This window comes from Clostridium paridis, from assembly GCF_016765615.1.
GTDB classification, from domain to species: Bacteria; Bacillota; Clostridia; order Clostridiales; family Clostridiaceae; genus Clostridium_T; species Clostridium_T paridis.
Window position 1 is genome coordinate 171,384 of record NZ_JAESWA010000017.1, and the last position, 17,538, is coordinate 188,921.

Sequence of the window (17,538 nt, forward strand, 5' to 3'; positions counted from 1 at the left end):
ACTATATTGAAATATCATAATTCAATGCATTTAATCCGATATTACTTAGCATAAAAGAAGAAGGGGTACCCTTCATAGATAACCCTTCTTCCTTACTTAAATAGTTTATTAAGTTGACATAAATATCAATTTTATTGGCGAATGCTAAGCATGACCTTTAAAATTCATTATTAAATTAATTGGCTTCGTTATCCAAGTCAACTACATTTTCCTTTCCAAAATACATTATAGCATTTGTGAGTACTTTATCATCTGGGCTTGGATAATATACAACTAGATTCTCCTTAGCTCTTGTACAGCAAACATAAAAAAGTTTTTTTGTCCTTTCTAAAATAACCGGAAAGTTTTTTTCCTTACTTTTATTTAGGCTTTTAACCATGTCTGGATTAAATAGATATTCAAAGTTATAATTTGACCATCCCCCATTATCAAGAATAACTAATACATTATTAAACTCATTTCCTTTTATCTTATGTTGTGTTGATAACGGTACATAACCTTCTAAATAATAATATAACTCTTTAAATACTTTGTATTTAACCTTTTTAACCCTCTCATACAAATATTCATTAGATTTTATAGTTTGTTCAAGCGTATCGTCAATCTTGCAAAGGTTTTGTTCATCAGCATGCTTAATCACTGATTCAATCGTATCATTTTCCAATCCGCTAAATTTATCAATAATATCTTTAATTCTTGCTTTATCAGCAACTGAATTTATCTTATATGATGTAATTCTTAGAAAATCATTATATTGATTATTTTCATATAAATGCAATAAGTTTTGTATTTTAAATAGATGTTGAATTATTCTATCTCTTCTAGGCTCTCTTATAATTTCTTCAGTATAATCTTCTTTTTTATCATCTATTAAATTATCTTTATTAAAATAAATTCTTGATACTTTACTAAATGGCCACTCTTTTACAATATCATATAGTTCTCTAAATAGATTGTCCTCTAACTTTATATCCTTTTTTGAACGTCCTTTATTTTCTCCAATCTTATACGTTAGATTTATTTGATTTACAATATCATCAAATGTATCTTCTACGTTAATAGATATATTATTATCTCTAATTTTTTTAACAATCTCATCTTTAAATTTAATAATTGGGTCAGAATCATATATCTCCATCAATTCAGAGAACCCAGCTTGCCCAGCAATTAAATTATGTGTCAACCTTAGTTCTTTTGTCTCACTAGAATTGGTAAAATCCCATGTATTGCAATAACTCGAATTATATAACTTATTTATATCAGCCTTATATGAATACACAAACTTTATGTCTCCATCTTTAATTAATCCATCTTTCATATTAGGAGCATCCATATCACATGATGGCTTTTGAATAAGGTTATCAATACGAATTTTATTTGATAAATTAATAACACTTCTAGGATTTCGTCTATTCTGTTCTTTCTTTACTTCATTTATTATTCCACTATCTATATACTCATTAACATTTCCAACTCCACCATCATATATAGCTTGCATTAAGTCTCCAAATAAACCTATTACATTCCTACGGTTGTATTTCTGTAGAAATTCTAGTAGTATCTCTATTACCAATGGAGATGTATCCTGATACTCATCAACAAATATATACTGATATTTATCTTTTACTATGTCACAAAGTTTTGGATATTTCTTATACATATAATTTGCTAGTATCAATACCTCGTCATGTGATATTTCTCCATTTTTTATTCTTACATATTCCTTATATTGGATACCATTTTCAAAGTCATTAGTGTAATAAGCGTCACCATTTGGATTCTTTATTTTAGAAGATGGACTGTTAATAAGTTCTATTAATGATTCTTTCATATCTTTTTGATACGGACTAATTGTACTCCATAAAAAATCATGAATTGTAGATACAGCTAAGTTTTTAGAAGAAATTCTTTGCTCAATTTCTTTTACAGCTGCATTTGTATATGTGATACATACTATTTTTGAAGTAGGATTTAGATTAATTGCTTCTTTGATAATTTGTACTAGTGAATAAGTCTTTCCACTGCCAGCTCCACCGCTAAGCAAAAAATTTTTCTTTTCTTTAATATATTCGATTACTTCTAATACTTCAGGTTCTAATTTCCCTTTAACCATAATAATCCATCCTCAATATACTTAGGTATTTTCCAATTTGAATAACTCGATATATCATTACTTTCACTGTTGAGCAAGACATCCATAGCAAAAGATGGTTTACTCTGTATACACTTTTCAGCAAGGGTATAGCTATTATACTTATACTTCTCGCCTGAACTTAGTTTTTCATCAAAATAACTAATGTTTTTTAAGCTATTAAAGTTATCTTTATTATCTATTACTAGTTTCCTATTTATATGGAAAAAGGCATCTTCAAAGCTTCTTGCGTTATAATTGTCTCCATCTTCATTAGCTTCTGCTACTTGATAAACAAGCATCAAAAATCCATCTGATGAGCTTTTCCAATTATCACTTTTCTTAGATAATGTTTTATCCTTAATATCTAAATTTTTAAAATAGTTAATTTCTTTTGTTCCAGCTTTCTTTAAGTAGTTTTCTATTTCTTTTCCATAGTAATGCTTTAATGCCCCATTACTCGTATTTGTACTATCTTCTACAGGAGCTGCTTCTACTTTTTGCTTATTGATGCCATCCTTATTTTTTTTAACGACCCCATTGCTATCCTTATCATCAATAAACTTAAATGAGTCAATATCTGTAATGATCAACGACTTAATACCAATAAATGCAATGAATTTATCAAATATTTGAGAGTAATTCCCTACTTCTACAATTGATATATTTTGTGATAATAGCGGTACTGATTCAGCATTAGTATCAACCTCATCAATTTTTTTCATCATTGCTGGTACTAATATTCTTTCGGTATCCCCCTCAATAAAAATAGCTTTATCAGCAAAAAAAATCTCAGACCTATTTAATGTTAAGTATTGTTTTAAAAACTTGAAATGAGCTTTTCCAATCTCTTTTTCTTTTCCATATTCAATTTCAAGTAATTTTAAATTTTTTGATTCTATGCTATTTATATTATTCTTCTTAAAATACTTAATATCATCAAACTCACATTCAGAAACAATATGTGCAGAATGTGTTGTTATAATTGTCTGTAATTGAAAACTTTTATTACCATTACTCCCATCACTACCCTCTTCTAATATACCCTTTATATTTTTTATAAAAATATATTGCATCTGAGGATGAGTGTGTGCCTCTGGTTCTTCTATAAACAGTAAATTAATATCTGCCGGTTTTATTTCCTTTCTATTATCTCTTCTGAAATCACTTAATAATGTTTCTATTTCAAAAATCATGCTTATCAAATTTAGATATCCTAATCCGTTATAACTTTCAGGCAGGCTATGACAGTTATCGTCATACACAACAGTAGTATTACCTTTTAATAATTCTCGCCTTTGCAAAGATGAAATAACCTTGATAACAGTTTCATCCTTTTTCATTCCTCCAAATCTTTTAACCTTTTGAACTACATCTTTAAATAAATCATCATATACAATTGATAGTTTTGAATCCGTCTCTATTAAAGTATTTTCAAATTTTTCTATCGCTTTATTCTGCGAATCGTTTATCTCCGTCTTCTCATAATATTTCGATGATAAATTTGATAATGTTCCATCATTGTCAATATTAGATATAGCTCTATGGGCTGAAATATATTTAAAATTTATTATTTTACTTATATCTACTTTCTTTTTATCTAAGTCTATAAATTCATTTAAGTTAACATCTTGAGTATCATTATTAAATTGAACTGCCTTCTTTTTTATCTTAAAAAAATTCTTATAATTTGACTTTATAAAGCTTTCAAAGCAGGCTAATCTATCTACTGATAATGCATCATATTTAGTCTCGTATTCCTCAAATTTTTCCTTCATTTTGTTAAAATCATCAATATTAAGTAAATATTCAAACTTTAATACCACTTTCTTATTGTCTGGATTGAGGTCAAGCATCAAATCGCTAATGTTCGCGAGATTATCCCTATCGCTGTATTCAATGATAATTAATAGCGAGATTCCTTCATCCCTTTCCCATACTTTATTCTCGTCTTCTATACAACTATATAATTGCTTTTTGAATTCAATATTAAAATCATCATATGTAAAACAATTGCTCGACGACTTGTCCCCTATAAATCTATTTAAGATGGAAAGTAACGATGTCTTGCCACAGTTATTCTTACCGATAATAATAGACAGTATCTCTTCTAAATCTAACTTTAGGTTTTTTAATAATCTAAAATTTTTTACTTGTATATTAGTTATTTTCATACTCTTCATCCTTTATATATAATCTAATACTTATTGACAAAATATTAAGTCTATGTTTCTTGAACGAATACTATTATACAGCTTTTTTACATATTAATCTATATTTTTCAATTTTTAATAATTTTAACAAATGGTTCAATTCCATACTTATAATTTTGCTAATTTTACATGTTTTTAAGTATAACTCCAATAATAATAAAAGCTAACATATTAAATTCACATTAAAAGTATTATTAAGAATAAATCTATTATTAATGTATTTTTTTATATTAATTTTGTATATACATAAGAATAAAGAAAGAGTCATATTAGATAAGCTTAATCAATAAGTTGAAAGGGTGTAGTAAGTATGAGTAGGCAAATTAAGTTTAGAGCGTGGCATAAAAATTCTAATCATATGTGCCAAAATGTAAAAACAGACTTACTAGAAAGGGATTACTTAATATTTATGCAATATACAGAACTAAGTGATATTAATGGTGATAACATCTATGAAGGGGATATAGTATATCAAACATCAAAAATATTAAGTAGTGAAGATATAAACTTTACTGGTGAAGTTAAATTTTATGATGGTAGTTGGTGGATAGATAATGGAATTAATGCAATTTATCTATTTAATAAGTATTGTGAAAATAGAATTGTTGGAAATAGATTTGAAGGACTTAGGTATTAAAATAAACTCACGGTAGGATTATCGTGAGTTTATTTTAGAAAATATATAATACCTTCCTATTTACCAGCCAAATTTAGCAAATGAGGTTAGTAAAATAACTGAAAGTCTTTAATTACATAGTTGCCATAAATTATAGGTTTATATCCAAGAATCCTTACTCATTTTACAATAATCTTTCTTTCTCAAGAATTTTAATAAACGCTTTTTCTTCCCTCTTATTCCTTGGTTCTCTAGGCAAATCGAATTTATCTATAAAACCAAGTTCTCTTAATCTAAATATTTTATTTAAACTTTCTTGATTGATTGATGCCCACATATCTTGTTTATGTAAGACATTTGTTTTTATACAACCATCTTGTAAGCGTTGCATTGTCTCTTCCATACATATCCCACAACTTAGTACTGTTGCATATTTCTTTTTTTCATCCTCCGCTATTTGCTTAATATCCTCTGTATCAGAAAACACATTAAAACACTCCCCCTCTACAACATCTTTACACGAATTTTTAGATGGAAATTTTGCATTCCAAATTCTTGTTTCCATTTCCTTGTCAACTCCATTAGCCAATCTAAACAATTCACTATCAAATACTAGAAAATCTAAAGTCAAGTTATCTGGTAAGAAATCTTTACAAGCTTCCCTAATAATCTGTACTTGTATTTTCATATCTTCTGCCATTTCCATTAATGTGCTATACTGTTTTTTCATATACTTGTCATCTTTATGAGCAGCATCTTTGTCTCTTTCATAATAAATGGACTTAATAATTTCGTTCTCACATATTTGTTTTTTCGTCTTATGAAAACATTTATCCAAAACTATACATCCATTAATATAAAACTTTCTTCTCGTCTCTCTTACTTTTTCTCTAATATTAATCATAGAAACCTTATCTCCATATTTATATAAATACAGTATTGTATCTACAGACTTTTTTGCATCTATTAAATATCGTGAAAGCTCCCATTTATCCATAGTCCCTACTCCTACCTTTCATTTAACATCTAAATTAACACTTATATATTATCATTTTCTACTTTATTTACTAAATCAGGTTTTACTTTAATTACATAATCAACACCATCTGCAAATATAATAGATGCTTTAGATTAGTTTTTTCGTTAACCATAAATAAAATTATATCACAAAAAAGTATTTTTTTTACAAGCTACCATATCAGATAATAACTTAAGATACGACATTTTATCTATAAAAAAATAGCCTTAACCAAGAAATTAAATGGTTAGGGCTAAAAACCTCCGTTACTTATGGTACAGTTCACCTTCACATATACTAAATTTTTTAATGTATTTGCTTACAAAAAATATTTTCTTATAAGCTTATATATCTTGTCCTACAGGTGCTTCCACCTCAATATTTACTTCTGTTCTCAATAGGATAATTAGTGAGATAACCACAACTCCCAAGCACACCAAATTAACATTACGATATCCTGCAAATTGTGCAACCATACCTCCTCCAAGAGTTCCTATAAGCCTTCCGATAGTAGAACCATTTGAATACATTGTTGCTGATAATCCCGGTGAATGAGGCAATAATTCTGCAAAATATCCTAATCCATTTCCAAATACTACAGCCACAGTAGTTGCCTGAAGTATCTGTGCTGCGATAATCTGCCAAGGTTGTGTAGATATACTTAATACACCATAATAGGCTAATGAGACAAAACAGCTGTAAATCATAAGTTTATGGTTTGATATTTTCTTTGCTATAGCTCCTAATGCAAGCATTATTGGTATTTCCAAGCCTGCAGAAATACTAGCTACCAGTCCAACGTTTTCAATAGAACCATGAAGACTATTTACAATAAATAGAGGTGTATTGATTCCATTAATAGCATTCAACCCAAATAAAATCGTAAGCGCAATAAATGGCTTCATTATCTTCTTATTTTTTAATAAGGAAGATTCTGTATTATCTCCCCTACTATTGTTATTTTGAGAAGCCTTTCTATTTTTCAAAAACAACAATACAATAACTGAAATAATTATAAAAACAAAAATCGTTCCTAAAAATAGTCCCTTATATCCAATACCACTAAAAATCAAAGCTCCTACTAATGGACCTATTAAAAATCCAAGAGAGAAAAGAGAGCGTAATGCAGACATAGCAAAGGTCTTATTATCCGACTTACTTTCATTGGCAGATTCCTGTGCGTAAGCAAAAATTTGTGGCATTGAGGCTGCCCCTAACCCATTAAATAGAGTTACGGTTATAATTAATATAAAGAAATTATGAAATATTAAAAATGAAGTATAACCTAGAGCAGATGAAAGCATAGCCAAAATAATGACTCTTTTCCGATCCATTCCACTATCTGAACGTTTAGCTATAAAGGAATTTACAATAACTCCACTTATTGAACTAAACGCCATAAAAACGCCAAAGGATCCCGCGCTCATTCCAAGCTCTTCTGTACAATATAATGACAAATATGGCATTGTAACAGAGACTCCTACACCCATTAGTAACATACAGATGGTTAGTAACATATATCCTTGGATTCCAAACAAATTTTTTGATTTTTTAAACAATTCCCATTCCCCCTTAAGTAAAACATAACAATTTCTATTTTAATTTTATAACCTTTTTGTTGTAACTAATTTGATTCCAGAATTCATTTCCTCAATTGTAATATACATTACTCCTGCAATATAATCCTTTAGAGGATCCTCTACATGTATAATTTCTGGTCTAATATTTTCCGGTATATATCGAGAACAATAGCTTTCAATTAACTCAAGATTATTGAACTCAAAGCCTTCTCCTCCAATAACGACATACTCAGGATTTATTATACAGTTTATATTGGCAATGGCCGTAGCAATGGCATCTGCATATTCCTCATCAGTATGTTCTCCCCAAGCTACTTCGTAAAGGGTTTTGCCATTACCAAGTTGAAGAAAAGCAACTTCTCCAGCGTAATGAGAAAAACCTCTTACAAGCATGCCATTTGTAATAATACCTGCACCTATTCCAGTGGTAGTAAAATTAATATAAACCATGTTTAAAGCATATGAAGTAGTAATTTCAGCTTCTTTAAGTCTATTATGAGCAAAGCCTGTAGCAATTGCATTAAGATCATTTTCCACTATAATACGCAGGTTATATTTATCTTCAAGATGAGCCTTAATATTAAAGCTATGCCATTCCTTAAGTTTCATCCCTGTAAATAATCTTCCATTATCTACAGCTGAGGGTACTCCAATACCAATACATTTTATTGACTTGAATCTTGCAAGCAAGGAATCAATGAGTTCTTCTACAGCTTCAGTATATTTAGGTTCCTCAATCTCAACCCTGCTCTCTTCAAATATATCTCCAGTGGCATTTCCTACTGCAAAATATATATATTTTTCTTCCACACAAAGAGCTGCCACAAGTGTATGATTAACATTTATAGTATAACGCTCCGCTCTTCGTCCGCCACTGGATTCATCATATCCTTGATTTAAAACCTCACCTTCAGTTACAAGTGAACTTAATATAAGTCCAACAGTTGTAAGACTTATACCTGTTTCTTTAGCAAGTTCAGCCTTAGTTGCCGAACCTAATTCTTTTAAGGTATTTTTTATCAAATCGCTATTTAATCTTTTTAAAATATTAGGTCTTCCTGAAATCTCCCTCATTTTGTTCCTCCAGAATACAAAAAAACTTATTACACAACCTTTATAAAGTTTATGTAATAAGTTTATCATAGTACCATTTCGTATACAATATGTAATAATTTTCTATATTAATATAAAAGTGTCTAGGTAATCATGGTGCTTATTATATATGTATAGTATTTCAAAAAATATGATATAAACATACACCTTTACTTAACATCAAAGCTGGAACACTCAGTTTCAGTGTAAATATGAGCTTCAGTTCCCTCTACTTTTATTGAGTCTAAATTGCAAAGTTTGTTTTCATTATGATTACAACTTACAACATTGCATGTAAGCGCATCACATGGTCCAGAAGCATTAGTATTATTAGTTAAATCGCTGTATTCATATCTATTTAAAAATGAACCACATACAGTTCCGCTCTCAGTAGATGCAGTAACACCTCCAATATCAACTCTGTTTGAATAACAAACTCCAGTTTTATTATGTGAACAACTTGTAACACTACAATTAATTTTTTGCATAAAGATACACTCCTTTATATAAATTTAAGAATATTTTTATTTGCTGAAGTATCTGTCAAGCAAGCCTTTAAAAGCTCTCCCATGTCTTGCTTCATCTTTACACATTTCATGAACTGTATCATGTATTGCATCTAAATTATTTTGTTTAGCTATAGTTGCAAGCTTCTTTTTACCTTCACAGGCACCATATTCAGCTTCAACTCTTGCTGATAAGTTAGATTTAGTATCCGCAACCACAACTTCCCCTAAAAGTTCAGCAAACTTAGAGGCATGCTCTGCTTCTTCCCATGCAATTCTCTTATAAGCTTCTGCCACTTCAGGATAACCTTCACGATCGGCTTGGCGAGACATTGCCAAATACATTCCAACTTCTGTGCATTCACCCATGAAATTAGCTCTTAATCCTTCTAGTAATTCATCATCGCAGCCATCTGCAACACCAATTCTATGTTCATCAGCAAAGTTTAATTCATCGGTCATTTCTTTAAATTTGTCAGAACCGGCTTTACAAATAGGACAAATTTCTGGTGGTGTGTTTCCTTCATGGACATAACCACATACAGTACAAATAAATCTCTTCATTCAAAATTCCTCCATAACAGTAATTAGTAATAGGGTTTTTTATAGGAAACTTAATTTATTCTTGTTTGAAAATGTCGGCTTCTGGACATTTTCAGGCATGAATAAGTTATTAGTTAAACTTAAAACCCTATATTATAGGTATATAAAACCTTGATTACTATTATCTCCTATTAAACAAAAACTATTTATTATTTAGTAAGTTTATGAAGCTTTTTGCACTTAACATGATTTCTAAAAAGCTAGCAATAACCTTAAAAAATTATAAATTCTTCTAGCTTCATTTACGTATATAAATCTTTCTAATTGAAATTTGTGTTAATTTATGTTAATATTTTCTTAGCAATGAATGAAAGAAGGTGGTCACATGTCTTACTTATTTAGTAAGCTTATGAAGCTTTCCCCTGCCATCCATACTTTTCCTCAATTCTTGAGGTGCTTGTCCCAGGGGCAAATTTATTGGGTGAGAAGTAATTTACTTCTTGATGACTACATTGCTTTTTTTGCAACCATAATGGTTGTTTTTTTTTACTAATAGTTTTACCACTCAAAATAAAAACTTCTTATCTTTTAAACCATACTTATTTATTATTTTAATTGAATTTATCTCATGAAATATAAAAAGAGCCCTAAGGCTCATATTTACAATTGGGATAAAACCTTATAGCTCCAGCTAGGCTAAATAACTTTATTTCTGTTTTCTTAACATAGTCTTCTTTTAAGCTTTTATGCATTAATAATGCTTGGTGTATATCTGAAGGAACTTCACTTGCAATATTGATTAGTTTTTTCATCTCTGGATCTAATTTATATTTCTTCAGTTCACCATAAAAAAACCTTCTATTGTATTTTATTATATCCATTAGTTTTTCATAATTTGAACCTTTAAATCCATCAGACAAAGAATATCTAATACTGATTAAATCCATTACCACTTCGTTTAATAGCTTTTGCATCTCTATATCTTTATCTATTTTTCTAAAATAATCAGTTAGTATTAATCCTGAAATAAGACCTGTTGATATTCCAATTATCATATTACCTCGTTGATTTCGAATAAACTCCCACACGCTATAGTTATGTTTAGTAATCATAGAACCCACTAACACCGCTACAAGAAATAATGATAATAAGACAAAAATATTAACCTCAACTTTTTTCTCAACAATTTTAGTTAATTTCTTGATTATCCTATTAAACATCCATCCACCCCATTCTCTCATACTAATCTCCCCATCAAAAGTAAATCAACTTTAAATTCATTGGTACGAAGGATTGAAGTTTGCTTTTTTTAATAACTTATCTTATTTATATTAGTTTCTGTATAGATATAGACATATTTTAAGAAAAATTCAAAGAATGAGTTGTGATGATATAGATATATATATTCATTTTTGTAAGAAAATGGTATAATAAGTGAAATACATTTTATGCATATCTTGTTATACAATTATATATAAAGGGGGAGTTTTTATATTAAAAAGAAATGCTTTTAAAATTCTTACTGTCATACTTTTAATTACATTAGTTATTGGTGCAATTAAATATAAAAAATTATCAGATGATCATACTTGGCAACAAACCTATACGAATGGCCAATTTATTGAGGACTTAAAACTGGCAAGTGGTTTATTTGCAGGTAACTATACAACTGATAAGAGTAAAAATTTTAATTATTATGAAGCTATATCAAAACTTGAGTGTGCATCACAATTATTTGTGTTCACTCCATATAGTAGAAGTAATCCAGGTTTAATTGTTACAATAGGTTCCTTATGTGATATATGGAAGAATGATGAAAATAAAGAGTATATAATACAACAATCAAAATTATTAAGTGATTATCTATATAAATTATCTATAAATCCAGATGATAAGGATACGATGAATGAACTTAATAAGTTGGAAAATACTTTAGGTCCAAAGAAATAGTTTAACTATGAATTAAAACTCAAAATTGATAATAATATTTAATATAAAAAAGCTAGGGTTCTCCCTAGCTAAGATAATGCACTATAAAAATCCACGTTGCTTAATAACTCCTACAATAAAAAAGAATGCCCAACCTGGAGTAAAGGATATAAGCAACTTTATTAATGTACTTGAATTTTGACCATTTGATAATTGAAGTATGGTAACCATTAATTTACTAAAATACCCACTCAGATATGGAATAGTGATATTGTTATCTTGTAGTGTAACAAATATTGCTAACAGAAAAACTGTCAAAACTATACCTTGAATAAAACTTGAAAAGATCAATGAAAGAAAAGACTTTCTTGTATTACTCTTGATAAAAATCCATCTTATAAACGATAATACTCCAAATACAAATACAACAATAAAACTATATGAAAATATAACATCCACATTAATAGATGGATCTGGCATAATATCTTTATCTAGTATTTTCTCTAAAATATATAGAAAAAAAATAGTAAGTATTGATAGGATTAAAGATACTGATGTATAACTTGGTAAAGACCTTTTAGATTGGCTTTCATTCCTCATATATTTACTATTAGCTTTTTTAATATTTTCATAATCTATTGAATTGGTTTGCTTCATACTATTAGCATTTTCTGAATTAGAAGAATCATCATATGGGTTAATAAATGGCTCACCATAGGAGTAATTATAATATGTTTGACTTTCTGAATTATCTTCTGATACTTCATTATTATTCGCAGTATAATCTTTTTGATAGTAGTTATTTTGTTCTTCTTGTCTTTGATCATAATTGTTTATGCGATCACGCAATACATCATCATAATTCTTTTCACTATCACTAACATACCCTATATATTCGCCATTTCTTCCGTATAGTGTATTCCCTTCAACATATGATCCTCCATCGCCATAAACATATTTTCTACTCAAAAAATTTCCTCCAGTACTTATTTAGTTCTATTTATTATTATGAATTAAAATTCAAAATTGATAATAATATTTAATATAAAAAAGCTAGGAACTTTCCTAGCTTTTTTTTACTTTCTTATCGCTGATAAAATTATATAAATTAGTATTAAGGATATAAATAAATCCTCTGCTCCACCAGTTTTAAATAATTTAAGTCCTTGATATTTTTTGTGAAATGGAAATAATAATGGAACCCCTGTCTTTGTTAAGGAATCTAGTAATAAATGAGTTAAATAATTAATTCCCCAAAGCACACCTAGTTGTTCATTAAATGTAAATAGTAAGTAAGAACTACCTAATAATGCAATTAGTGAATGAGTTAAGGTTCTATGCTTTATTCCAAGATATACATCCCAATCTGGTGCTATGGATCCTACTAATGCTATTGGAGCTATTAGCATATTATCTGTTGTAATAAAAGTTATTGTAGTGGCAATCCCCATAGCTAAATGTGTTTTCTTTAGCATGTTTGATTTACCTCTTATTTCGCAATTTTTCTCTTATAAATTATAGCACCAATTATTGCAATTGCAAGAACTACTCCTATAGTGATTGGTAAAATATAATTTTTCTTAACTATTCCATCAGTAGTATATGTAAGAGTTATTTTTGTATTTTGATCTATTTGCCCTAATTTATACTTCCAGATAGCTGTATAATCTCCTGATTTATCTGTAGCATTACTACTTACAATTCTTCCTGGCACGGTTATTTGATTAGTAATTTCTATGTTTTTAACATAGTTAATTAAGGTTGCATCATATGCACTACTTCCACCAGTTTGATTAAGTGCATCATCTATAAGTGAGCTATTAACACTAAGATTTATTGTAACTTGATTTTCTGTAACTCCTTTTGCTTCATTAACACTTAAGGTAGCATATCTTTTATCTGCTAGTAACTTATTTACATCATTTAAATTATTAAACTTTATGCTTACTTCCTCAACATTGTTATTATCTTTTACATACTTAGATGTTTCAAATCCAAGTTTTTTCATCTCATCAGCATTAATGAAATCTCTACCAAGAAGTCTGGCTACAACATTATCATATAATACTTGAAACTTGAAATCTCCTGAACCATCTTTATTTATATTAGTAAATGAATTCAACTTTACAGTTCCGCAGCCTACTAAAAACAAAGATAATAGTAATATTGTTATTATCGAGATTCTCTTTTTCATATCAAACACACCTTTATAATTTAATAATTATAGTATTTACTGTGCACTGGGAAAAATTCATTAATAAGATAACCTTCATATATATAATGCATTAAAGAATTTACATGTCACTTCAACTCTTAGAAGTTTCAATTAAGAGTTTTACCATGGGATGTAATATGATTTTTGCATATAAAAAAAAGATGACTTCTACTAAAAAATAGAAATCATCTCTCTTAAGTCTATAAAATTCTACACTTCAAAAATCCAACCTTCTGGTGCTTTAACATCCCCTATTTGAATCCCATATAGTGTATCATATAATTTCTTAGTTATTGGACCTACTTCAGTTTCGCTATAGAATACATGAAGTTTATCTTTATATTCTATACCACCTATTGGAGTTATAACTGCTGCTGTACCACATGCGCCAGCTTCCTTAAACTCGTCTAGATTTTCAACAAAAACATCTCTTTCTTCTGTTTCTAAGCCTAGATATTCTTTTGCTACATGTAGTAATGAATACTTAGTTATACTTGGAAGTATTGAAGGTGATATAGGAGTTACAAATTTATTATCCTTTGTAATACCAAAAAAGTTAGCTGAACCAACCTCTTCTATTTTTGTATGAGTTGCAGGATCTAAATATACACAATCTGCATATCCTTTCTTTGCAGCAATCTCATGAGGCATTAAACTTGAAGCATAATTTCCTCCGACTTTTTCTCCTCCAGTTCCATAAGGAGCTGCTCTATCATAATCTGCAATCATAAAGTTAACTGGAGTCATTCCTCCTTTAAAATATGGACCAACTGGTAAACAGAAAATACAGAATAAGTATTCTGGAGCTGGTTTAACACCTACATTATCTCCTACACCAATTACAAAAGGTCTTATATATAAAGTTGCACCTGTTCCATAAGGTGGAACATAAGCTTCATTCGCCTTTACAACTTGCTTTACAGCATCAATAAACTTTTCTACTGGTACTTCAGGCATAAGTAATCTTCTACAACTTCTATTCATTCTTTTTGCATTTTCATCAGCTCTAAAAAGTTGAATTTTACCGTCTTTAGTTTTGTATGCTTTTAGCCCTTCAAAGCATTGTTGTCCATAGTGTAGTGCAGTAGAAGCCTCACTAATTCTTAGCATATTATCTTCTACTAAGTTTCCTTCATCCCATTTTCCGTCTTTCCAAGTAGAAATATAACGGAAGTCAGTTTTCATGTAAGCGAACCCCAAGTTCTGCCAATCAATATTTACTTCTTTCAAAATAAATTACCCCCTGTCTTATAGTTTAAAAATTATTGAAATCTAGTGAGTACATTTAAAATCATTTATTAAATGCATTCAGCAAACTTAACTTACTTACCATTCTACAACAAAAATCTAAATATTTATACTTATAGAAGTAACTTTTTGAAAATTTTTTCCTATGAAGACAGGTCTTATAGGGTTTTTTTATAGAAAACTTAACTCATTCCTGTTTGAATATGTCGGCCTCTGTACATTTTCAGGCATGAATAAGTTATTAGTTGAACTTAAAAAACCCTATATATTTTAATATTTAACTAACTAAATCATTAAAACTATCTTTTTTAAAGCTTCTATTTGAATATAGGTTCTTTCTATAAATCTCCTTACCATCCTTTTTACTCTTTATCCTAACAAAGCCAATATAGTCACCTTTTGAAATATTTTCTTTTGGCTTTATAAAATAAATTTCAGAATCAATTCCTTCCTTTGGTACTTCCATTGAAACCTCAGGCAAATTTAATAATCCAGAAGTTATTAGTTTTTCACTTGGTATACTTATTTTAAATAAATCTTTACATTCACTATAATTAGCTTTCACATATTGATAAATTTCATTAGTTTCGTTCCATCTATTTGGACAGTTTAGTACTACGATAATTATATCTCTATCTTCATATCTCACTGAAGAAACTAAGCATTTTCCTGCTCCACCAGTATAACCAGTCTTTACACCATTTGCTTCAGGTATAAGTAATAAAATCTTATTTATATTAACGTAATCTCTAGTAAAGTTATATTTATCTTTCTTAATTTCTTTAGTTCCAACAATTTCTCTGAATACCTCATTCTCCATAGCCTTTCTTGTTGCTAATGCTAAGTCATATGCTGTAGAATAATGATTTTCGGTATCTAATCCATGCGGAGAATTAAATGAACTATTAATTAGCCCAATATTTCTACTACATTCATTCATATATATATAGAAGTTATCTAAGGTTCCTCCAATATGCTCTGCAATAGCAATTGCTGCATCATTTCCTGATCTATACATAAGCCCATAAAGCAATTCTCTAAGTGTAATTTGTTCTCCTGCTCTATATCCAACAGTTGAGCCTTTAATATTAGCAGCACTTTTACTTATCACTACCTTTTCATCAAGCTTTCCCCTATTTATTGCTACTAGGGAAGTTATGATTTTAGTTGTACTAGCCATAGGCACAATACTATGTGCATTTTTTTCATATAATACAGCCCCGCTTTTACCATCAATAGCTACTGCTGCTCTTGCATCTACCCTCATTACTTTTTCTTTTACAGCAGGTTTAACTTTTGCAAATACGTTTTGCTGTATAACTAACATAAATATTAATATAAATGAACCTATTTTATACTTCATATAATCACCCCATTTATATTTTGCATATAAAACAAATTTTAATTCATTCGTTATATGTATAATTATGGAACAATTGGTTAAAATAATTATTAAATCCTAGGTGGTGAATTATATGTTTTATGCCCTTTTTACTTTATTTCTAATTATAATATTATTTCCTATTCCAATTAAATTTAGAGTTGAAATTGATGAATTTAAGATTAAAGTATTTCTATATAAAAAACTAATTTTGGATAAGGATATTTTTTCATTAATAAAAAAAGAAAAACCAAAAACAAAAGAAAAGAAGAAAGACACAAGAAAATATAAACTAGATTATATAAATATAGTTAATTCTTTAAAAAAATCAACCTTTAAACCTATATTAAAATATAGACTCCAAATAGATTATGATTTATCTGATGCTTATCCAACTGCAATATTAAATGGATTAATTACACCACTAGCATATGTAATTCATGGTCAATTAATTAGATTTTTAAAAGTTACAAATTACAAAATTAATATAACACCTATATTTAATAATAGTTTTTATTTATATTTTTCATTTAAAGGAATAATTTATGTAAATTTAGTTAAAATAACTATTATTGGTTTTAAAATTATGAAACATATTAAAAAGGAGGTGTCCCCTTTAAGGGAAGCATATGGACAATAGTCATCCAATTGAAAACTTAATGAGATGTACCATGGAAAATCTAATTCAAATGATAGATGTTAATACAGTAATAGGTGATACAGTTCAAACTAACGATGGTAGCTTCATAATACCTATATCAAAAGTAAGCTTTGGTTTTGCTTCTGGTGGAAGTGAATTTGGTGCTGAAAAAACTAATAAAGCTACAACCTCAGATTTTCCATTTGGTGGAGGTTCAGGTGCTGGAGTATCTGTTAAACCTGTAGCATTTTTGGTCTTAAGAGAGAATTCTATTAGACTCTTACCTGTAGATGTAAATAATACTTATGATAGAATCGTTGATACAATTCCTCAAATTATTGAAATTATAAAAGAAAGTATGAACAAACAACCAAAAAGCAATTGTTATTCAAGTGAAACTCCTAAAAATGAATAAAATAAGAGCAT

General features: G+C 28.7%; 18 protein-coding genes. 4 read left to right on the forward strand and 14 right to left on the reverse strand.

Features of this window, described 5'->3' with window-relative positions; translation table 11 throughout:
* Positions 1–175: 175 nt before the first annotated feature.
* Positions 176–2,113: an ATP-dependent helicase gene (locus JK634_RS03935; RefSeq protein WP_202766319.1), complete on the reverse strand. Its 1,938-nt coding sequence runs from the start codon at positions 2,111–2,113 to the stop codon at positions 176–178.
* On the reverse strand, positions 2,095–4,305 hold the full coding sequence (locus JK634_RS03940) for an ATP-dependent nuclease (RefSeq protein WP_202766320.1): 2,211 nt from the start codon (positions 4,303–4,305) through the stop codon (positions 2,095–2,097). The genes JK634_RS03935 and JK634_RS03940 overlap by 19 nt, the downstream gene beginning before the upstream one ends.
* A 349-nt stretch (positions 4,306–4,654) precedes the next feature.
* Here JK634_RS03940 and JK634_RS03945 point away from each other — a divergent pair, with 349 nt between their 5' ends.
* Positions 4,655–4,981: a YopX family protein gene (locus JK634_RS03945; RefSeq protein ID WP_202766321.1), complete on the forward strand. Its 327-nt coding sequence runs from the start codon at positions 4,655–4,657 to the stop codon at positions 4,979–4,981.
* Positions 4,982–5,144: 163 nt separating this feature from the next.
* Here JK634_RS03945 and JK634_RS03950 read toward each other — a convergent pair whose 3' ends face one another.
* From JK634_RS03950 to JK634_RS03980, 7 genes are all read right to left on the reverse strand, one after another.
* On the reverse strand, positions 5,145–5,957 hold the full coding sequence (locus JK634_RS03950) for a hypothetical protein (protein WP_202766322.1): 813 nt from the start codon (positions 5,955–5,957) through the stop codon (positions 5,145–5,147).
* 365 nt (positions 5,958–6,322) lie between these two features.
* A complete protein-coding gene (locus tag JK634_RS03955; protein WP_202766323.1) occupies positions 6,323–7,537 on the reverse strand; it encodes a sugar efflux transporter in 1,215 nt (404 codons plus the stop codon).
* Between the two features lie 45 nt (positions 7,538–7,582).
* Positions 7,583–8,632, reverse strand: a complete 1,050-nt coding sequence (locus JK634_RS03960) for an ROK family protein (RefSeq protein ID WP_202766324.1) — start codon at positions 8,630–8,632, stop codon at positions 7,583–7,585.
* Between the two features lie 188 nt (positions 8,633–8,820).
* The gene (locus JK634_RS03965; RefSeq protein ID WP_202766325.1) at positions 8,821–9,138 is read right to left on the reverse strand and encodes a DUF1540 domain-containing protein; all 318 of its coding nucleotides are present in this window, start codon (positions 9,136–9,138) and stop codon (positions 8,821–8,823) included.
* 36 nt (positions 9,139–9,174) lie between these two features.
* Complete coding sequence (locus tag JK634_RS03970; protein WP_202766326.1) at positions 9,175–9,720, reverse strand: NADH peroxidase; 546 nt, start codon at positions 9,718–9,720, stop codon at positions 9,175–9,177.
* Positions 9,721–10,106: 386 nt separating this feature from the next.
* Positions 10,107–10,268: a hypothetical protein gene (locus tag JK634_RS03975; RefSeq protein WP_202766327.1), complete on the reverse strand. Its 162-nt coding sequence runs from the start codon at positions 10,266–10,268 to the stop codon at positions 10,107–10,109.
* A gap of 78 nt (positions 10,269–10,346) precedes the next feature.
* Entirely contained in the window at positions 10,347–10,940 is a 594-nt protein-coding gene (locus JK634_RS03980; RefSeq protein ID WP_202766328.1) for a hypothetical protein, read from the reverse strand.
* Positions 10,941–11,133: 193 nt separating this feature from the next.
* Between JK634_RS03980 and JK634_RS03985 the strand changes: the two genes are divergently transcribed.
* Positions 11,134–11,649 carry a hypothetical protein gene (locus JK634_RS03985; RefSeq protein WP_202766329.1) on the forward strand — a complete coding sequence of 172 codons (516 nt, stop codon included), beginning with the start codon at positions 11,134–11,136 and terminating at the stop codon, positions 11,647–11,649.
* Positions 11,650–11,730: 81 nt separating this feature from the next.
* Here the strand turns inward: JK634_RS03985 and JK634_RS03990 are convergent, their stop codons facing one another.
* The 5 genes from JK634_RS03990 to JK634_RS04010 all read right to left on the reverse strand — a co-directional run bounded on the left by JK634_RS03990 (position 11,731) and on the right by JK634_RS04010 (position 16,454).
* A complete protein-coding gene (locus JK634_RS03990; protein ID WP_202766330.1) occupies positions 11,731–12,597 on the reverse strand; it encodes an oligosaccharide flippase family protein in 867 nt (288 codons plus the stop codon).
* A gap of 107 nt (positions 12,598–12,704) precedes the next feature.
* Positions 12,705–13,103: a metal-dependent hydrolase gene (locus JK634_RS03995; protein WP_202766331.1), complete on the reverse strand. Its 399-nt coding sequence runs from the start codon at positions 13,101–13,103 to the stop codon at positions 12,705–12,707.
* Positions 13,104–13,117: 14 nt separating this feature from the next.
* Entirely contained in the window at positions 13,118–13,822 is a 705-nt protein-coding gene (locus JK634_RS04000; RefSeq protein ID WP_202766332.1) for a hypothetical protein, read from the reverse strand.
* 231 nt (positions 13,823–14,053) lie between these two features.
* Positions 14,054–15,076, reverse strand: coding sequence for a branched-chain amino acid aminotransferase (locus tag JK634_RS04005; RefSeq protein ID WP_202766604.1), 1,023 nt, complete (start codon positions 15,074–15,076; stop codon positions 14,054–14,056).
* A 292-nt stretch (positions 15,077–15,368) separates the two neighbouring features.
* Complete coding sequence (locus JK634_RS04010) at positions 15,369–16,454, reverse strand: D-alanyl-D-alanine carboxypeptidase family protein (RefSeq protein WP_202766333.1); 1,086 nt, start codon at positions 16,452–16,454, stop codon at positions 15,369–15,371.
* A gap of 112 nt (positions 16,455–16,566) precedes the next feature.
* Between JK634_RS04010 and JK634_RS04015 the strand changes: the two genes are divergently transcribed.
* Positions 16,567–17,112 carry a DUF2953 domain-containing protein gene (locus JK634_RS04015; protein WP_202766334.1) on the forward strand — a complete coding sequence of 182 codons (546 nt, stop codon included), beginning with the start codon at positions 16,567–16,569 and terminating at the stop codon, positions 17,110–17,112.
* Positions 17,102–17,527: a GerW family sporulation protein gene (gene ytfJ / locus JK634_RS04020; RefSeq protein ID WP_202766335.1), complete on the forward strand. Its 426-nt coding sequence runs from the start codon at positions 17,102–17,104 to the stop codon at positions 17,525–17,527. The genes JK634_RS04015 and ytfJ overlap by 11 nt, the downstream gene beginning before the upstream one ends.
* Positions 17,528–17,538 lie beyond the last annotated feature (11 nt).

Coding starts and splice junctions, on each gene's coding strand:
- JK634_RS03945 (WP_202766321.1), top strand. CDS start 4,655: ATGAGTAGGCAAATTAAGTTTAGAGCGTGGCATAAAAATTCTAATCAT.
- JK634_RS03950 (WP_202766322.1), bottom strand. CDS start 5,957: ATGGATAAATGGGAGCTTTCACGATATTTAATAGATGCAAAAAAGTCT.
- JK634_RS04015 (WP_202766334.1), top strand. CDS start 16,567: ATGTTTTATGCCCTTTTTACTTTATTTCTAATTATAATATTATTTCCT.
- ytfJ (WP_202766335.1), top strand. CDS start 17,102: ATGGACAATAGTCATCCAATTGAAAACTTAATGAGATGTACCATGGAA.
- JK634_RS03940 (WP_202766320.1), bottom strand. CDS start 4,305: ATGAAAATAACTAATATACAAGTAAAAAATTTTAGATTATTAAAAAAC.
- JK634_RS03970 (WP_202766326.1), bottom strand. CDS start 9,720: ATGAAGAGATTTATTTGTACTGTATGTGGTTATGTCCATGAAGGAAAC.
- JK634_RS03995 (WP_202766331.1), bottom strand. CDS start 13,103: ATGCTAAAGAAAACACATTTAGCTATGGGGATTGCCACTACAATAACT.
- JK634_RS03935 (WP_202766319.1), bottom strand. CDS start 2,113: ATGGTTAAAGGGAAATTAGAACCTGAAGTATTAGAAGTAATCGAATAT.
- JK634_RS04000 (WP_202766332.1), bottom strand. CDS start 13,822: ATGAAAAAGAGAATCTCGATAATAACAATATTACTATTATCTTTGTTT.
- JK634_RS04010 (WP_202766333.1), bottom strand. CDS start 16,454: ATGAAGTATAAAATAGGTTCATTTATATTAATATTTATGTTAGTTATA.
- JK634_RS03965 (WP_202766325.1), bottom strand. CDS start 9,138: ATGCAAAAAATTAATTGTAGTGTTACAAGTTGTTCACATAATAAAACT.
- JK634_RS03960 (WP_202766324.1), bottom strand. CDS start 8,632: ATGAGGGAGATTTCAGGAAGACCTAATATTTTAAAAAGATTAAATAGC.
- JK634_RS03980 (WP_202766328.1), bottom strand. CDS start 10,940: ATGAGAGAATGGGGTGGATGGATGTTTAATAGGATAATCAAGAAATTA.